Genomic DNA, 17,204 nt, shown 5'->3' with positions numbered 1-17,204 from the left:
GGTAGCGAGCCGGGGCAAGGATGCCCACGATTCGCGATCGCCTCTTTTTGCGTAGCGAAAGTCGTCAAGACTTTCGACTCACACCGTCTCACTGCGACGGCACTTCCACGATGCGTAGGTATAGAACGCAGGGTATGCCAACGAAACCAGCAACAGCGTTGTCGAGGGACGTGGGTATTGCCACAGGATCGCGAGCATGGTGAGCGTCCAGAGCAAGGCACCGCCTAAGATCGGTACCCGCCACCGCTGGGGTGCCAAGTTGGGATAGATCACCCACACCGGCAACACCGTCAACACGGTTAGGCACCACATTGCAATCGCGGTGATCCAGGGATGGTACAGCGTACTGAAAACACCGGCGTACAGCGCAAATGCGTTCCAGTAGGAAGGGAAACCACGAAAATAGCCACGCTCTTCATCTTTCGCATGCACATGCGCGAATCCCAGCAGGCTGGCGGCCATCGCCAACATCACAGTCCATCCGGTGCCCAGCGGTAACCACTCCATTCGCCAGATCAGCAACAGCGGGATGAAGGCGAATGTTAGATAGTCGATCAAATCATCGATCGTCCGCCCGTCAATGTTCGGGGCGAACCGTTTGACGTGGCAAATCCGCGCCAAGGGTCCGTCGAGTGCATCGATCAACGTCGCCAACAACAGCCACAGGAAAACGAGACGTGGGTCGCACTCAGGCGAAGCGATTTCACGTACCGCCAAAGCAGCAGGGATGATCCCCGAGGCGGTAAAGAAGTGGACTCCATAGGCAGCCGCACGTCGTCGGAAATTTGGCTTCGAATGCATGAACAAACTAGGACTGCGGCGTGAAATCGCGTTTCAAACGAGTGGGAGATTCGACATGGAAGGGAGATTCGACATTACTAAGGACGGTCGACATAAAAAAAGAGCAGCGAACTGACCCAAGTGAAACTGCGGTGCTGAGAGTTGATGTTGTTCAACGCCGCGATCACAAAAGCCCGTCCGCTGCCCCCACCACTCTCGTTCGTCCATGGATCGCGGTTGGTCGAAATTTAGGTCGACAGGACCCTCGTTTTTATAGCACGACGATCAAAGCGTGGATGATGCCGATGATCCAGAATCCGACGATCGTGAGCACCAAGTTGAGCCAGAACTGAGTTCCCAATCCCGAATGCATGAACACGGCTAGCGGCGGCAACAAAAAGGCAAGAATGATTTTCAGTACTTTGTTCTCGTTAACGGTGGTGGTGGCCATCGTTGTTCTCCAGGTTTGAGTCGTTGTTTGAAAAGCCTTGACCGGCGAATTCGTGACATTACTCAACAGAAAATGCGGTCGGTAAAAAGGGGACGCGAATGGTGTGCCATGACTAGAGTTTGGAAACATTAAATACGCGAAACCATCCTCGCATGATGGAATGGACCGCGTAACACATCAGCCCCAACCCGGTGACTGCGAGCAGAACTTTGCCGTAGGACTGTGCGGCAATCACGGCCAACGCGTCGGCCAGCCCCGTCACGTCTTCGCCACTTGTACCCTGAACGGCCGAATTGAGCAGAAAGCCGCCAATGATGATGAACGCGACTCCGCGGGTGGTCAGTCCGACTCGCCCCGCATACAACGCGACCGATCGCAGTTTCTCGGTCATCGCGGCAAGGTCGTACTTTTCCATGAACTTTGCCTTGTAGGCTTTGTAGCCAAATGCGATCCCTGCACCGATCACACCGCCGCCGATGATTCCTAAGACGATCCGCCCAAACAGCGATCCCAGCAGGAAACTTTGGCCTGAATCCGATTGGCCTGATCCCGTCGCAATTCCCAACGCCAAGGATGCAGCGAAAAAGGCGAGCAAGACATAGCTGAGGCCGCTGATCACGTAGCCGCCCCGTTTCACGATCCCCTTTGCATCGGTACCGTCGCCCTCGGTGTCTTTACCTGCTTGAACCAGTCGCCACGCGGTGTATCCGATCAAACCGATCGCAATCAAACCAAGCAAAACCCGTCCAAACGGTTGTTGGCCGATTTCGCGAATCGCGCCCCGCGCACCCGAGATTTGACCGCCAGCTCCGATTGCCAACTTGAACGCGAGAAAACCGACAACGAAATAGACAACGCCTTTGGCAATGTACCCCGCCCGGCCGAGCAACTCGACCCAATGAGGCACACTCGGAAGCGACGCGGTTCTGTACCCTCGCCATGTGATGGAATTGGATGCAGGAGCGACCCGGCTAGCTGTGGTGGCCATATTGTTTTACCTAAAGAGAAGAGAGGGGTGCGAGAATTGAAGTCACACACGGTGGGATTCACGAAGCCCGCCAGGCGACAGTGGTTTGCTGGCCCCTTTCCCGGCAATTGCCATACCGTGGGACACAAAGCGGGGTTAAAATCTTTACTTCGTGATGGTCCCAGGGTTGGTAATCAAACGCTCACATCGCCGTCGACGATTCGTCGTGCCGGGCTCGATCGATCAATTCCTCTGCCTCTTCGTGGTCTTCCTGCGTGTCGGTCATTGCAGGTTGCTCGGACTTCTTCTCGGGCTCCAACTGCAACTCAATTAGGATTGGAAAATGGTCCGATCCGACTTCGGGTAACCGACGAATTTCACGTACGGTGAAGTGTCGTGAATGAAAAACATGGTCCAGCGGAAATCGGAACCAAACATGTTGGGCGTGGAACGTATTGAAAAAGCCACGCCCGCGTCGAGGGTCTAGAAGGTTACTGATTTGCAAGAACAGTCGTGTCGTTCTCGACCATGCGACGTCGTTCAAATCGCCTCCGACAATGACCGGCATTGTCTCTTCACGCAGCTCTTCGGCATGCAGTAACAGTTCGGCATCACGAGGCACTGAGTCTTGGTCGCGAACCGGCTCGGGAGGACGTGGATGCACTCCGACCACTCGAATCTGTTCGCCCGACGCTATTTTGATGATCGCGTCAATCGATGGAATATCCGATTGCACGAGATGCCGGATGTGGTGCGAGGAGATCTCATACCGCGACGCCAGAACCATGCCGTAACAATTTTCTTGTGGACATGTAATCCGATGCGGATACAAATCGGACAGCGTTTCGATTGCGTCGGCCCATCGTTGATTGACTTCCAAGGCTACGACAATATCCGGGTTGGCATCACGGATCGTGGTCAGCCACAGATCATGTTTCTGGTTGTCTTGTAACAAATTCGAAACGACCAACCGAATCGAGCGGTCGTCGTTGTGATGCTCCGTCGGCAACGATTGACGGGGGGCGATGGCGGTGTAGGGGAAAATACGGATTCCATGCCACACCGACAAAAACACGCAGGCGGTTGCGACCGCGATGTCCATGGGCGTCCCAATCACGCCGGTTGCCGCTCGGTTTCCAAAGTAGATCGCCGTGATGACCAAGCTCAGTACTACGATTTGGCTGCGAGGAAAATCCCAGCCGCGAATAAACCAATGTGGATGCGAGCTGACATTCAGCAGCGATCCGGCTACTAACGCAGCCATTACGGTGATGCAAACGATGGTGATAGTGGTGGTGATCATAAAAAGGGCCTTTGAGAATCGCGGTTTCCTTATCGAGCGAATCCTGTACCGACATCCGGGCGTGTTGCCACGAGATTGAAAACACACGCCATTTAGCCGGACATCATTGATCGGGCTCTGGCTCTCACTGCTGCGACGGACGACTTATTTGACGATTTCATCGCGAGACGCTTGCTTTTGCGAGGAATCGTTACAAGACAGCAGCGATGACTCGCAAATTCGAACCTTGCTGTGCCTTCGCCGGCCAAGCAATCCGCTTGCTTTTGGCACATCAATTGCTTTCGATTGGCGAAAGTCAGGAAATCCTCGCGAATTCGACGTTTCTTGACTACCAAGTCAGCTTGCCACGGCGCACCGTGGCAAGCTGCGTTTTGCACTGTCGTTGCCAAACCGAGAAAGCCTGGCATTGGCCGAGTTGGCGCTACACTGAAGGGCGTCGGTGAGGCGATTGCGACGCTGGACGCGATGACTGATTTCCACATCAAATGCCGCCTAGTTGAACGGGGGCGGCGAACTTAGAATCGAAAGAACATCGTTGCTTCTTCGCTGAGTAAGAAGCGGCCGATTTCAAATTGAACTACCGAGTGAAGACGCGTCATGAGCGACGAAGCGAATTGTGCCAACCCAACGATGGCAAGCGAATCCACCTCGCTACAAAAAGTAATGACCGGAATCCTTGGGTTCGATGAGATCACTTCGGGCGGATTACCAGCCGGACGCCCCACATTGGTGTGTGGCAGTGCCGGTTGTGGCAAGTCTCTGTTTGGGATGGAGTTCCTCGTTCGTGGTGCGACCCAGTTTGACGAACCAGGCGTGTTTGTCTCGTTTGAGGAGTCCGAGGACGAGTTGATTGCCAATGTCAGTTCGTTAGGCTTCAATCTGCCCAAGCTGATGCGAAATAAAATGTTGGTTGTCGACCACGTTCGCATCGAACGAAATGAAATCGAAGAGAACGGCGAATACGATCTCGAAGGATTGTTCATTCGGTTGGGTTATGCCATTGATTCGATCGGTGCCAAACGCGTTGTTTTGGACACAATTGAAACACTTTTTAGCGGACTTTCAAATCTCGCGATTGTCCGCTCGGAATTGCGGCGTCTATTCCGCTGGCTCAAAGAAAAAGGAGTGACAGCGGTCATCACCGGGGAACGGGGCGACGGTCAATTGACACGACACGGGCTCGAAGAATACGTCTCCGATTGTGTGGTGATGCTTGACCACCGGATCATTGACCAGATTTCGACCCGACGGATGCGAGTGGTCAAATACCGCGGGACGGCTCACGGGACCGACGAGTATCCGTTCGTGATTGACGACGAAGGCTTTGTCGTGATGCCGTTGTCGTCGATTTCGCTAAACCACACCGTTTCAGCAGAACGGGTCTCCACAGGCGTCGACGCCATCGATCAAATGCTTGGGGGTAAAGGCTTTTATCGCGGAAGCAGCGTTTTGGTTTCGGGGACGGCCGGCAGTGGGAAAACGTCGCTCGCGGCCCATGTAACGCATGCGGCTTGTCTGCGAGACGAGCGAGTTTTGTACATCGCGATGGAGGAGTCGCCCGATCAAATCGTGCGCAATATGCGTTCAATTGGGATCGACTTGGCTCCCTTTATCAACAATCGCCTGCTGAAGCTGCATTCGATCCGAGCGACCTCGAGCGGGATCGAACAGCATTTGGTTCACTTTTACAAAATGGTGCGGCACTTCAAACCCAGCGTGGTGGTCGTCGATCCCATCAGCAGCATGGAGCGAGGCGGCACCTTCTTTGACGCCAATTCCATGGCGACGCGATTGATCGATTTCTTGAAAACGCAACGAGTCACCGCCTTTTTGACCAACCTAAGCGGTGGTGATGCGGCGCTCGAGCAGACGAGTTTGGATATCTCGTCGCTGGTGGACACATGGTTGCTGTTGCGAGACGTCGAGGCAGATTGTGAACGTCATCGAGTGTTGCACGTGTTAAAATCGAGAGGGATGGCTCATTCACGCCGTCTGCGATCGTTCGAAATTACCGATGATGGGATTACGTTGTCCGACGGTCCCCTGAAAAGCGAGTGATTTGGTCCGAGTCGTGTTCCTTTACAAGCGTGGCGTGGTCGAACGATCCCCCCGCAGTCCCATCTACGAATCTCTTTTCAAAACACCTCGCAACTTTTCTTTAACTTTGCCCTAACGGGATCGCTCTATGGAATCGATTGAATCACAACTGCAATGTCTCGACCCAGCCACCGGCGAGGCGGCCGAACGGTGGGAACTAAGGCTCTACGTTGCAGGGAAAACGCAAAAATCGGTCACTGCGTTTCACAATCTCAAGCGGATCTGCGAGGAACATCTCAAAGGCCGCTACAGCATCGAGGTCATCGACCTCGTCGAGAAACCTCAACTCGCAGCTGGCGATCATATCGTCGCTGTCCCGACAGTGGTACGAAAATTGCCCGAGCCTCTATGTCGGCTCGTTGGCGATTTGCGAAATACGGAAAAAGCCTTGGTCGGATTGCAGCTGCGGCCGCTGCCCTTAGCGGGTGACGGTTAAAGATTTCGTTCGTTTTTGGCAGCTAAAGCAAGGGGGAAAGGTGCACCACGTGCCTCCCTGTTGGCGAAAGGTTCGTTCTGGCCGTAGGTTCGCGGTGGCACACGCCACCGTGTCGAAAAACGAGCCAACGATCACAACCGGGGCGTTCGGCTTTGGAATTTGCGACAAAGTTCCCAAGATTCCGCTTTTCATGTTTCGTCGTTTGATGCGGTTAAAAGTGTTCTGATTCGGGGGGCAACGGCGAGATCGCAGTAGATGGAAATTGGTATGACGCCAATTTGACTTGAGTCATTTGTAAAGTGAGCGGATGGACAACAGATTGAACGATCAGCGATCACCTGTGCCCGACTGGGATGAAGGTGCAGATGCCGGCGCGCCACATTACGTCTTGCGATTGTATGTGACGGGAATGACGCCCCGATCGCTTCGCGCGATTGCTCAGATGACATCGATTTGTACTGAATACTTGCAAGATCGACACGATCTTGAGATCATCGATATCTATCAACATCCCTCTTTGGCCAGCCAAGACCAAATCATCGCTTCACCAACACTGGTTAAAACAAGTCCCCCCCCCGTGACCCGATTGATTGGGGAACTATCGGATCGCACAAGAGTATTGAGCTCGCTGGGCATCGCAGGATCGGACTAAGCTCAGATGGATAATGTCCCATTGCAAGCACAGATTGACGAGCTCCGCCGACGCCTGCTGGAAGCCGAAAACACGATCGAGGCGATTCGCGGAGGCGAGGTGGACGCGTTTGTCGTCACCGAAGGTGGAACCCAGCGGATCTACACACTCGAGGGAGCGGATCGCCCGTACCGGTTGCTGGTCGAGCAGATGCAACAGGGGGCGGTCACGTTGACCGATCGAGGCGAGATTGCTTACTGCAACCGCCGGTTTTCAGAGCTATTGAACTTTCCGCATCATCGCATGATCGGCACCTCGTTAGCCGATTTCGTCGTGCTCGAGGATTCGCAAAGTTTTACGACGTTACTAGACAGCGGTCGTACATCGTCGGCACAAACCGAAGCAGAATTGGTCGCATCCGACGGGACTCGCATTCCAGTCATCTTGACGTTCAATGCGTTGGATCCCGAAAGCGGGGTGGCAATCGGAGTCTTGATCACCGATTTGACCAGCCAGCATTCGCACGAGCGATTGCGAGAAACGACCGAACAACTGCGGATCAACGAGGAACGCTATCGCACCCTATTTCAATCGATCGACGAAGGTTTTTGCGTTCTCGAGATGATCTATGACGAACAAGGACGATGTTGCGATTACCGTTTTGTTGAGGTCAATCCCGCGTTTGAAAAGCAATCGGGGCTTAGTAACGCACTCGGTCGCACGATCCGAGAAATGGTTCCCGATATCGAAGACGATTGGATGCAGATCTATAGTGAGGTGGCACGAAGCGGTATCCCTAAACGGTTCGTCAACGTTGCGGAAAAACTATCACGTTGGTTCAATGTGTATGCGTTTCGCTTAGGCGATGCAGATAGCCACCGAGTCGCAAGTCTGTTTACGGACATCACCAAACAGCGTGCTGCGGAAATTCAATTGAAGCACGCTCGTTCGCGATTAGAATCGACTCTGCATGCCGCCGAGATTGGCACATGGGAATTTGATTTGATCTCGCAAACGGTTTCAGCCGACGCGAACCTTGCGCGTATCTTCGGTCTTGATCCTGATGATGCGGTTGATCGCCCTTTGTCCACTTACATTGAAAAAATTCATCCCGATGACCGCGGAACCGTCAGCGAAACCATCCGCACCACGATGGAGAGCGGCGACCGGTTGGAGGTGAGCTATCGCATCAGTGTCCTTGGGCGTCCGGTCCGCTACGTGGTCGCACGTGGGCGAGTGGACCGAGATGAAAATGGTCGCGCCGTTCGCATGCCGGGTGTGGTGATTGATGTTACCGCCCAACGTTTGGCCGAGGAATCGCTTCGGGAAAGTGAGCGTAATCTGCGTTCGATTGCCGAGAGTCTAGAAGAGGCGGATCGACGCAAAGACCAATTTTTGGCAACCTTGGCTCACGAGTTGCGAAACCCGCTCGCCCCGATCAAGGCCGCCGCGCAAATGATGCAGGCGGTCGACGAGGACCCCGAACAACTGCGTGAACTCAGTGCGTTGGTTGATCGACAAGCCGATCAAATGGTGCGGCTGATTGACGATCTATTGGACGTATCGCGAATCAGCCGTGGCAAGATCAAACTTCGCACGACCATCGTCGATTTACGCGACGTCGTCGCCGTCGCACTCGAATCGGCGGCACCCTTTATCGATGATTCAAAACAGACATTGCATGTTCAAACGCTCGAGCAAGCGTTGTTTGTCAACGGCGACTCGGCGCGTTTGACACAAGTGATCGTCAATTTGCTTAACAACGCAGCGAAATACACGCCTGCAGCGGGCGAGATTTGGTTGAGTGTTGAAAAAGTCGGCGACGAAGCTTGGATCAGCGTGCGTGACAACGGGATCGGGCTAGAAGCGTCATCATTGCACAAGATCTTTGAGATGTTCGAACAAGTCGATGTCTCGAAAGAACGCGGTCAATCCGGTCTGGGCATCGGGTTGTCACTGGCCAAAACGTTGGTCGATTTGCACCGTGGCACCATCGTTGCCGAGTCGCCGGGGGTCAACCAAGGCTGCCGGTTCATCGTCAAACTGCCATTGTTAGTGGACTATGTCCCCGCCGACGAAACCGATCCGGCTGAACCCGCGAGTGAAAACGGCGACGCACAGAAATACCGCATCCTCGTCGTCGATGACGCACGCGGTATCCGCTACGTGCTCTCTCGCATGTTAAAAAAGATGGGGCACGCGGTGGTCGAAGCCACCGACGGCGAAGATGGCTATCGCAAAGCAATCGAGTATTCCCCCGACATCGTGTTTTCGGACATTTCGATGCCAAATATGAACGGGCACGAGTTGGCGCAAAAGATTCGCCAGACCGATGCATTGCGAAACGTTCGGCTGGTCGCGTTGACCGGTTTCGGACAAGACGCTGATCGACAAAACGCCATCGAGTCGGGGTTTGACGAGCACATCGTCAAACCGGTGGACATCAAGGTGGTGCAGCGATTGCTCCGCTCGTATAGCTAATTCGATGTCTTGCAAATAACGCTCGCGGTGCCACCTGCGGCAACCCACACCCCCTGCCGCCGCGGCAACGTCATTAGTGAGTGTGCGTCACCGGAAACGTCACCATGTCGTTTCCGGTTTGGAAACGCGTGCAGGGCCTGCTCGATCGCACCGGTTCGGGTGGCGTTGAGTCTCTGTTGACCTGGTCAGTGGCGCTAAAATGGGCCGAACACTGGGCACATGCGACCTCGCCTCCGAGATACTCAATCGGGATCAGCATTCCTCGGCCGCAAACCGGACAACGCTGAAAGAAACGAGATTGGATCATGGGATTCTCCTGAAAAGTCGTTCGCAATAGTTCGCCGGCTCATTGAGTAGATCCGCCTTGGTGAGCCAGCGGAGTTGATCTCATCAATTTCGGGGAAGAGATCACGCGATACGACCAGCAATTCGGCGAAAATTGCGTGAAGATTCGAGCCGCGATTTTTGCAGTGCTGACGTCTGGCGACCGAAACATCGACGACGTCACGGTAGCCTAAGTCGTTGTGGTTGGTGGGGATTTGATCGCGCGTTGGAACGCAAAACGCTCAAGGTGCTGAGGATGGGTCGTTTTCAAACCTTGCAGCGCTTCTTCGATTCGAGCGGGAGTGCTGGTGACGATCACCAACACAGACCCATCGGCAATCATTTTCTCAAGATTTTTTGCCGAGTGGTGATGGATACCCCAGTGCCGCGTTTCGCCAAGCAGCCCGCCAACGGTAGCGCCGCCCACCAATGCCACCAATGGTCCGGTGACAACCACCGGCACCATCAACGTGGCGATCGACAACGGCAATGCCACCGCGCTACTGATCACCGCCCCTAATCCCATCGACGCGGCGACGTCACGGGCGATCGTGGCGCCCCGTTCCCAATCCAGATTTTCGAGAGCCTCTTCGTGGCCTCGCCAAACCAGGGAGACCGCATCGGGAGCGAAGTCGAATTTCTCGAGTACTTCCACACCAACCTCTGCTTTTTCAAGCGAATCATACACCGCGACTAAACATTCCGCATTCATGGTTGTCGTCCTCGTAAAGGTCCCGGCCTATCGCGGGTTCAAAGGGTCAAAATTTCGGAGCCGCAAACGGATTCATTGGTTCAAATCAACGCATCAGGAACAGCGCTGCTACCAATAGAAACAGCAGCAAGATGACAAAGTAGGTTGCCGCGACGATTCCAAAGGCAAAGCTCGGTCGACGTCGGTCCATCGTCATCTGCTCTTCCTTTCCGCGTTCACTCGGCGGGACACCACTGTCATCGTCGTCATTGACCGGTTTTTTAGCACCTAACATCGATTGCCCCTCGTTAATAGCTCTGCTCATTTTACGCCCTTTCTTGGTAAGGCTCTGCCGATTCGAAACCGAGTCCACGAATGACGCGGTTGCGAGTGATCCACACGCTGCACGGCGCGTGCCGAACGACATAGCGAGTGACATTACCCATCAAGGCACGGCCTAAAAAATTGCGGGGTGTTTCGCCGACAATCAACAGGTCGCTTTGGTGGTTTTCTACGAACGTGACCAGCCCCTCACTAACATGATCGCTTTCGATCAAGTGCGGTTTTGCTTGCGGGACCTTCACGTGCAATTGTTTCAGTGCCGATCGGTTTGCGGCCGACGCCAATTCTTTGGCGGAACTGGGGTCGCGTTCGATTTGAAATGCAATCCGGCTGGCAAAGGGGATCACGGAGACGAGATCCACGTCCGTTAGCCGTCCCCAACCCGTTTCGACAAACTCTTCCAGCGCCGCCTGCGCCGACGCCGTTTCTTCGTAACCGATCGCAATCCGTAGTGGGCGATCGGGATCATCGACGCCGCGAGGCCGCACGACGAGTACGCTACAGTGCGCATGGGTTGCGACAAACTCACTTGTGCTGCCGAGCAATAAGCGGCCCACCACCGAGTGTCCGCGCGCGCCAACGACCACCAAGTCGGCTGCGATTTCCGAGGCGACATGCACGATGGCAACGCCGCGGTCGCCTTCGCGAATTTCGTGCCGCAAATTCACGTTCGCGCCTTCGAACATGGCTTGCACCATCGCGAAACACTCGTGTGCGTATGCACGCTCACGCTCGATGGACTTTAGCATCCACTCGGACATGGGATAGGCGCGATCGATCGACGGAATCTCGATCACCGTTACCACGGTCAGATCCACCTTGTCGCGGTGAGGCAGGTGTGCCAGAAAGCGGGCTGCCACTGCTGCGCTCTTGGAACCGTCAATCGCAAGAACAATGTTCTTCATTAGATTGCTCCTTACATCCTTGATCCTACCGCAATCACATCAAACTAGCAAAGATTTTCCGTTTTCCGCATCCTCCGCATTGCACTGTCTGGCATGCCCTTCGCACCCGAGGGGGGATGCCCCCGATGCCGTCGAGCGAAACGCCAATCAGGTGGTTTTTGTAGCGGAACGGCGCAAGCCAACCGGCCAATTTCGAGCGTATTATTCGCGGCAGCCGGGCTGCTGACGCCGCGTGTGGTACCCAACGTAGGTTACATCGGTGGGGCGACACGGTGTCCGGATTGCCGGCCGCGACGACACGGTTGGGCTGGCAACGGATCTATTGGTGCGTGTTCGGCGAGTTGCTAGAATAAACCACCACTGCTTTGCCACCGTTTGCTTGCGATTTGAATGGCGAATGGTTTATTTTTCCGAATTGAATCGCCCCATCGGTTAGGGATCTTGGCCCTCTAACGCAGACGCTTTCCCTTCCCACTGGACACTCCCCATGCAAGATGCGTTAGACCAGGTATTGAAGTTCGGCCAATTTGCGATGTTTGTGATCGCAGTCACCGTCGGCATCATGCTGCTGTTGTCGATCGTCGACCGGCATCCACGCGATAAAAATTCACGTGACGAACGTGACTCTCGTAAATAGCACGCTTACGACTGAGGTTGTGCTTGCGGTTCAATGGCGTTTTCACGGTCCGCTGACTCATCGTTTTCCAATACGCGATTTGTTGTAAACGCATCGGTCCGTGCCACCAGCACCGTTTCTAAACAGAACGTCATCTTATGCTGCGGCTGAAATTCGCGACGAATTACCTCGATCATTTCGTTACACGCCGCGGGCGGAGCAATGACTTCGATGCGAACTTGCGGTTTTCGCACCACTTCACCCGATTGAACGTCGCTGCGGCCGGCGCCGACGCATGGTATGGACGTGAAACCAGACGCACCCAAACGAATGAATTGGTTCTCAAGCGTCGTTTGTAACTCGGGTGCCGCGATCACCGTCAATCGCTGGATCTTCGAAACCCGGCGGCGACGTGCCGATTGAGCATGGCCCGCGACCGGTTCATGAGCATCCAATCCGGTGACGTTGAACACCAAGCCTTGCTGTTCGAAATCGGCCTCCATCTCGTGCAGCTTGTCCATCACGCTGTGGTCGACCAGTTGTGTTTCGGACAGATCGAGTTCGACGTTCTTGCGTTCCAACAATCCGAGACGTTCGATTTGACGTCGAATCGGAATCCAGTTGCTAAACACCGCCGATTTGTAGGCCACCAAACGAACGGTTTGACCATCATCGTCAAGCAGTTCAATCTGAGGTTTGATCAACGTGTTCAACGGCACCCCGTTGGATAGATGCATGACAATCTTTGTCGCGATCCCAATCGCAATGCCGATCAACAAGTCGGTGGCAAGCACCGCGACCAACGTCACTGAAAAAATCACAAGTTGCTCGCGTCCGATTCGCCACACATTCATGAATTCTTGAGGATGCGCCAAGCGGAAACCGGTATAAATCAGCATCGCCGCCAGTGCGGCTACGGGAATGCGATGCAACACCATTGGGATAAAGGCAACGCAGACCAGCAGGAACATGCCATGCCAAAAGTTGGCGAATCGCGTGCGGGCTCCGTTATCGATATTGGCCTTACTACGAACGATCTCGGAGATCATTGGCAATCCACCAATCATCGACGCACACACATTGCCAATGCCAACCGCGATCACGTCGCGATCCATGTTCGTTTTGCGTTTCCATGGATCCAGCAAATCGACTGCTTTGGCACTCAACAACGATTCAAGGCTACCGATCACAAAAAACATGAACACCCAACTCCAAGCCTTCGGTTGGGCAAGCGCCGTGAAATCGGGAGTCGTCAGCTGATCGAACATCCCGAAAACATGCTTGGGCATCTCGACAAGGTACTGTTCGCCGAGCTGGTATTCGTGGTTTTGTAGCGTGTAAGAGTGCTTGTGCATCAAGTCGAACGCCATTCCCATCGGAATCGCGACAAGCAACACAATCAACGGCGACGGCAACAGCTTGGTCCACGCGGTCTTGGTGCGGACCATTGGCCAGATAAACATGATCAGCACGCTGGTCAGCCCGATCGCCGCGATAGCCGGGTTCGCCGATGCGATGAACTCGGGGATTTTCCCCAGCATCTCGATCGGAGTCCCCGACGCACTGACGCCCAGTGCCACCGGAATCTGTTTGGCAATGATGATCACGCCGATCGCGGCCAACATGCCATGAACCGCCGAGATTGGAAAGAATTCACCGAGAATCCCCGCTCGAAAAATGCCGAAGAAGATCTGTAGGAGCGCGGCAACCACCCCGACCGCCAATGCCGCCCGATAGGCCGCGACATCGTTTGCTCCCCAACCGCCGATGGATGAACCATCTCCGCCGAACGATTCCACACATCCCAGCACAATCACGATCAAGCCAGCCGCGGGCCCCTTGATCGTCAATTCCGAATCGCTGAACATCGTGGCGATGACCGAGCCCACGATCGCGGTAAAGATGCCGGCGATCGGAGGGAACCCACTCGCGATCGAGATCACCAAACAAAGCGGTAGTGCGATCAAAAAGACAAGCAGCCCCGAGACAATGTCGTCTTTAAAGTATCTCTTGAACCCGTCAAGATTTCCTCGAGGGACTTCTCGTTGAATCGGTGCTTCATTGCTCATGAAAAGCGTTCCTGATGCAGTGTTTTGTTATTAATGAAAGTGAATGAGGGACAAGGAATCACAGCGTTTCGCTGCGATGCTAGTGACGAGGCTGTTTCGCCAGCGAAACCGGAGGCGGATCCAGTGGACGGTCCACTCGGGTAATCGAATCGTCGGACTGATTTTCAGCCGCGTTTTCGTCCGTCATCTCCGGTGCTGCGGCATACTCGGGATCGACAGTCATCGGGTTGTTTTGCCGTTGCCGTGTTAACTCTTTTGCCGCGTGATACCGTGACGCCACCCCCGGTTGTGGATACAAACCGCCGCCAAGGATCAGCACGCTGAGCACCAAGACGGCAAACTTTTCTGCGGGCCGAGCATGCATCGGGATCAGCGTGCGATTGTGACGTCCGGTGAAGATCCGAAAGTAGGCAAACAGGACGGCGATGCCATTGAGTGCCGCGGCGATTACCACCATCGATCCAACGAACGGATAGACGTCGACCGCCCCTTCGATCAACAATTCCATGCCAACAAAGCCCACTGTCGCGGGGAACCCGATCGAAGCTAACCCGGTTAGCAAAAAGAACCCAGACAAAATGGGCATCTGTTGATAGAGCCCATGGAAATCGGCTAGTGAAATTCGTGAAATGCGTGCCTCGATGCACCGCAGGGTGATTCCAAAACCGGTCAATGACATTCCGACTGAAACCCACAAACACAGCGCACCAGTCAATCCGATCGGGGTGACCAATTCGAGGCCCACCAACACCAACGACGATTGGCTTAGCAGCAAGTAGCAAAACATGCGGCGTGCTTCGCGTTGGACCAATGCCATGCCCCCGGCATAGACCGCCGTAAACAGTGACAGCACCGCGATACTTTGCATCGCCCATGACGGGGCAATCGGCAGAATCAATCGCATCACCGCATACGCACCGACCAACGGAGTCGTAAACAAAATCGCAGTGCCAAAGGTGCCTTTTTCAAAAAGATCGGTCATCCAAAGATGCAACGGGAAAATCCCCGCTCGCAGCAGACATGCCGTCGTCAAAAACGCTCCGGGGACGAACACCGCGGATGAGTGCACGTCGATCATCGACATCCAAGCCCAACCGATGACCAACATGGCGACAAACGCGCCCATATGGATTCGATAGATTCGGGTGCATCGTTCGCGTTTGCGTAGTTCCAAATACGGCGGGATCGTCGAGGCCACCAACAACAAGATCAATGTCCAAGACTCGCGACAACTGAACGTGGCCAGCATCAATGATTCAGAAATCAGGGCCAGCTTGAGCGAAAATCGAGGTGCCTTGGTACGCAGTGTCGATAACACGGTGACCAGGAAAATCAACGCGACCAATGCTAACTGGTACGCACTGAGCTCATCGACCACAAAAATGTCCCGGTTGAACAACCAATCCAAGAACAGCCAATGGTCATGCGCCTCAAATGCCCCCAGCGATACAAAATCAATCAACTCGCCGACCGTCAACGCGAACGTCGCGGCGCAGATAACCACACAGTGACGAAGCGACCGTTCTGAATTGCCTAGCAAATGAACCCAAACGGCTCCGAACAGTGGCACGAGGATCGAAACTTCGATCCATGGAAAACGTAACTCTGGCATCACGCGACCCTCTGCGATTCTTCGGGGTGCAAGGCGGCATCGTCCGATTCACGCGACGCTTCTTTGGAAAGCCAGTCGGTGACTTGGCGTTCAAGCGAATCGAAAAACAAAAACAAGGCGAGAAAGGGACGGACGACAAATTTGTCGAGTGCGATGTCCATGAACCCACGATCAAAACCGAAACGATAAGCCCAGCGGTGTACGCTCGGCGGCAACATCCGCGTCCATCCCGATTGCCGCTGGGTGATCCGGGCGCCAATCGCATTTTCGAGCTCGTTGTAATCGCGTAATAGCGTGGGAGCACGAAGCAATTGCATGGTGCGAAGCGAGGCGTGTCCGATGATGTGGATCAACGCCAAATAGCGGAATCCAAGCCCGATTTCCATCACGATGATCCCCACCTGAGTCAACGAGGCGTACGCCAACGAGACTTTGATGTCACTTTGCACGCGTGACATCAACGCGCCACAAACCGCCGAAACGGCACCTAGCGTGATCACCATCAACTGAAGGGTCAGCGACGCTTCCAGCAAGGGACTCATCCGCAACAACAAATAGACGCCCAGATGCACAGACAATGCACCGTAGAAAATCGCACTTGATGGGGTGGGGCCTTCCATCGCTCGCGGCAACCAACCCGAAAACGGAAACAACGCGGATTTGCCAGCAGCCGCAATCAGCATCAACGTGCCGACCAGCAAGGCTTGTCCTGAACTTACTGCGGCAGTTCCTTCGGGCCATACTCCCGAGCTCATCAAACCGCCAAAATCACCCTGTCCTGTCATGTGATGCATCGTGATCGCGGCAATCAAAAACGCAGCGTCCGACAATCGGTAGATCGACCATACCCGTTGTCCGTTGCGGACCGGGTTCTCGCGTTCATGAAAGTAGGCGACTAACAATGCCGAGGATAACCCGACCATTTCCCAGCCGACAAACAACGTTTCGATCGTGCCTGCCAACGATGAAATCACCATTCCGCAATAGAACACGGCGTAGTACAGAAAGAAGCGTCCGTAGCCCTGTTCGCGATGCAAATAGCGTCGCGTGAACGCTCCGACGACGCCACACAACACACACGACAGGATCAGAAACGGGATGCTAAGCCGGTCAAAAACAAACTTCAGGTGAAAGTGGAAATCGAGATCGACATCTTCGATCGCGACCCAATCCCCAATTTCAACGGGCACATAACGTGTCCCCACGGCCAACATCAGCACTAAGATGCCGATCGCCGGAAGCAACGAAAACAACACCGCCGCTTGGGTCAACCGTGAAACCGAGGTCTCGCTGAATGGTCGGTCAATGAGCGCTGCCAATCCTAAGGTGGCCAACAGAATCGTTGGGCTGGCGACCACGGCAGTCCCAAGCGTTTGGAAGACCGTTTCAGTAACGTTCATCGAATCCCTTGGTGGCGTGCAGAGTGGTGGGAGGTGACATGGCGATGGAATGAGCTGAGCAAGACGAAGCTTTGCAAATTGGTTGTGAGTGAAGTGGAA

Annotated in this window: 16 protein-coding genes; 5 read left to right on the top strand and 11 right to left on the bottom strand. The window is 54.5% G+C overall.

Features of this window, described 5'->3' with window-relative positions; all coding sequences use genetic code 11:
* Nucleotides 1-78 precede the first annotated feature (78 nt).
* From ABEA92_RS18600 to ABEA92_RS18585, 4 genes are all read right to left on the bottom strand, one after another.
* On the bottom strand, nucleotides 79-801 hold the full coding sequence (locus ABEA92_RS18600; protein ID WP_345685355.1) for a CDP-alcohol phosphatidyltransferase family protein: 723 nt from the start codon (nucleotides 799-801) through the stop codon (nucleotides 79-81).
* A gap of 250 nt (nucleotides 802-1,051) precedes the next feature.
* Nucleotides 1,052-1,231 (bottom strand): YqaE/Pmp3 family membrane protein, encoded by a 180-nt coding sequence (locus tag ABEA92_RS18595; protein WP_345685354.1) that lies wholly within the window; start codon nucleotides 1,229-1,231, stop codon nucleotides 1,052-1,054.
* Nucleotides 1,232-1,343: 112 nt separating this feature from the next.
* Nucleotides 1,344-2,219, bottom strand: coding sequence for a DUF1206 domain-containing protein (locus tag ABEA92_RS18590; protein ID WP_345685353.1), 876 nt, complete (start codon nucleotides 2,217-2,219; stop codon nucleotides 1,344-1,346).
* Between the two features lie 181 nt (nucleotides 2,220-2,400).
* A complete protein-coding gene (locus tag ABEA92_RS18585) occupies nucleotides 2,401-3,501 on the bottom strand; it encodes an endonuclease/exonuclease/phosphatase family protein (RefSeq protein ID WP_345685352.1) in 1,101 nt (366 codons plus the stop codon).
* Nucleotides 3,502-4,098: 597 nt separating this feature from the next.
* Between ABEA92_RS18585 and kaiC the strand changes: the two genes are divergently transcribed.
* The 4 genes from kaiC (at nucleotide 4,099) to ABEA92_RS18565 (ending at nucleotide 9,146) form a co-directional block, all read left to right on the top strand.
* Nucleotides 4,099-5,559: a circadian clock protein KaiC gene (gene kaiC, locus ABEA92_RS18580; protein WP_345685351.1), complete on the top strand. Its 1,461-nt coding sequence runs from the start codon at nucleotides 4,099-4,101 to the stop codon at nucleotides 5,557-5,559.
* Between the two features lie 127 nt (nucleotides 5,560-5,686).
* Nucleotides 5,687-6,034 carry a circadian clock KaiB family protein gene (locus ABEA92_RS18575; protein ID WP_345685350.1) on the top strand — a complete coding sequence of 116 codons (348 nt, stop codon included), beginning with the start codon at nucleotides 5,687-5,689 and terminating at the stop codon, nucleotides 6,032-6,034.
* A gap of 307 nt (nucleotides 6,035-6,341) precedes the next feature.
* Nucleotides 6,342-6,686, top strand: a complete 345-nt coding sequence (locus ABEA92_RS18570; RefSeq protein WP_345685349.1) for a circadian clock KaiB family protein — start codon at nucleotides 6,342-6,344, stop codon at nucleotides 6,684-6,686.
* 6 nt (nucleotides 6,687-6,692) lie between these two features.
* The gene (locus tag ABEA92_RS18565; protein ID WP_345685348.1) at nucleotides 6,693-9,146 is read left to right on the top strand and encodes a hybrid sensor histidine kinase/response regulator; all 2,454 of its coding nucleotides are present in this window, start codon (nucleotides 6,693-6,695) and stop codon (nucleotides 9,144-9,146) included.
* Nucleotides 9,147-9,219: 73 nt separating this feature from the next.
* Here the strand turns inward: ABEA92_RS18565 and ABEA92_RS18560 are convergent, their stop codons facing one another.
* The 4 genes from ABEA92_RS18560 to ABEA92_RS18545 all read right to left on the bottom strand — a co-directional run bounded on the left by ABEA92_RS18560 (nucleotide 9,220) and on the right by ABEA92_RS18545 (nucleotide 11,408).
* Nucleotides 9,220-9,453: a hypothetical protein gene (locus tag ABEA92_RS18560; protein ID WP_345685347.1), complete on the bottom strand. Its 234-nt coding sequence runs from the start codon at nucleotides 9,451-9,453 to the stop codon at nucleotides 9,220-9,222.
* A gap of 207 nt (nucleotides 9,454-9,660) precedes the next feature.
* Nucleotides 9,661-10,182 (bottom strand): DUF1269 domain-containing protein, encoded by a 522-nt coding sequence (locus ABEA92_RS18555; RefSeq protein ID WP_345685346.1) that lies wholly within the window; start codon nucleotides 10,180-10,182, stop codon nucleotides 9,661-9,663.
* Between the two features lie 85 nt (nucleotides 10,183-10,267).
* Nucleotides 10,268-10,486: a hypothetical protein gene (locus tag ABEA92_RS18550; protein WP_345685345.1), complete on the bottom strand. Its 219-nt coding sequence runs from the start codon at nucleotides 10,484-10,486 to the stop codon at nucleotides 10,268-10,270.
* 1 nt (nucleotide 10,487) lies between these two features.
* Nucleotides 10,488-11,408: a universal stress protein gene (locus ABEA92_RS18545; protein ID WP_345685344.1), complete on the bottom strand. Its 921-nt coding sequence runs from the start codon at nucleotides 11,406-11,408 to the stop codon at nucleotides 10,488-10,490.
* A gap of 487 nt (nucleotides 11,409-11,895) precedes the next feature.
* On the opposite strand from ABEA92_RS18545, the gene ABEA92_RS18540 reads away from it, so the two are divergent.
* Nucleotides 11,896-12,045: a hypothetical protein gene (locus ABEA92_RS18540; RefSeq protein ID WP_345685343.1), complete on the top strand. Its 150-nt coding sequence runs from the start codon at nucleotides 11,896-11,898 to the stop codon at nucleotides 12,043-12,045.
* A gap of 5 nt (nucleotides 12,046-12,050) precedes the next feature.
* On the opposite strand, the gene ABEA92_RS18535 is transcribed toward ABEA92_RS18540, so the two are convergent.
* The 3 genes from ABEA92_RS18535 to ABEA92_RS18525 all read right to left on the bottom strand — a co-directional run bounded on the left by ABEA92_RS18535 (nucleotide 12,051) and on the right by ABEA92_RS18525 (nucleotide 17,105).
* Nucleotides 12,051-14,093 carry a SulP family inorganic anion transporter gene (locus ABEA92_RS18535; RefSeq protein ID WP_345685342.1) on the bottom strand — a complete coding sequence of 681 codons (2,043 nt, stop codon included), beginning with the start codon at nucleotides 14,091-14,093 and terminating at the stop codon, nucleotides 12,051-12,053.
* A gap of 79 nt (nucleotides 14,094-14,172) precedes the next feature.
* Nucleotides 14,173-15,705, bottom strand: coding sequence for a proton-conducting transporter transmembrane domain-containing protein (locus ABEA92_RS18530; protein ID WP_345685341.1), 1,533 nt, complete (start codon nucleotides 15,703-15,705; stop codon nucleotides 14,173-14,175).
* Nucleotides 15,705-17,105: a proton-conducting transporter transmembrane domain-containing protein gene (locus ABEA92_RS18525; protein ID WP_345685340.1), complete on the bottom strand. Its 1,401-nt coding sequence runs from the start codon at nucleotides 17,103-17,105 to the stop codon at nucleotides 15,705-15,707. Before ABEA92_RS18525 ends, ABEA92_RS18530 begins: the two co-directional genes overlap by 1 nt.
* Nucleotides 17,106-17,204: the final 99 nt, after the last annotated feature.

The organism is Novipirellula caenicola (assembly GCF_039545035.1).
Taxonomy (GTDB): Bacteria; Planctomycetota; Planctomycetia; order Pirellulales; family Pirellulaceae; genus Novipirellula; species Novipirellula caenicola.
The sequence above is the reverse complement of the archived record's forward strand: the minus strand, read 5'-3'. Positions and strand labels throughout refer to the sequence as shown.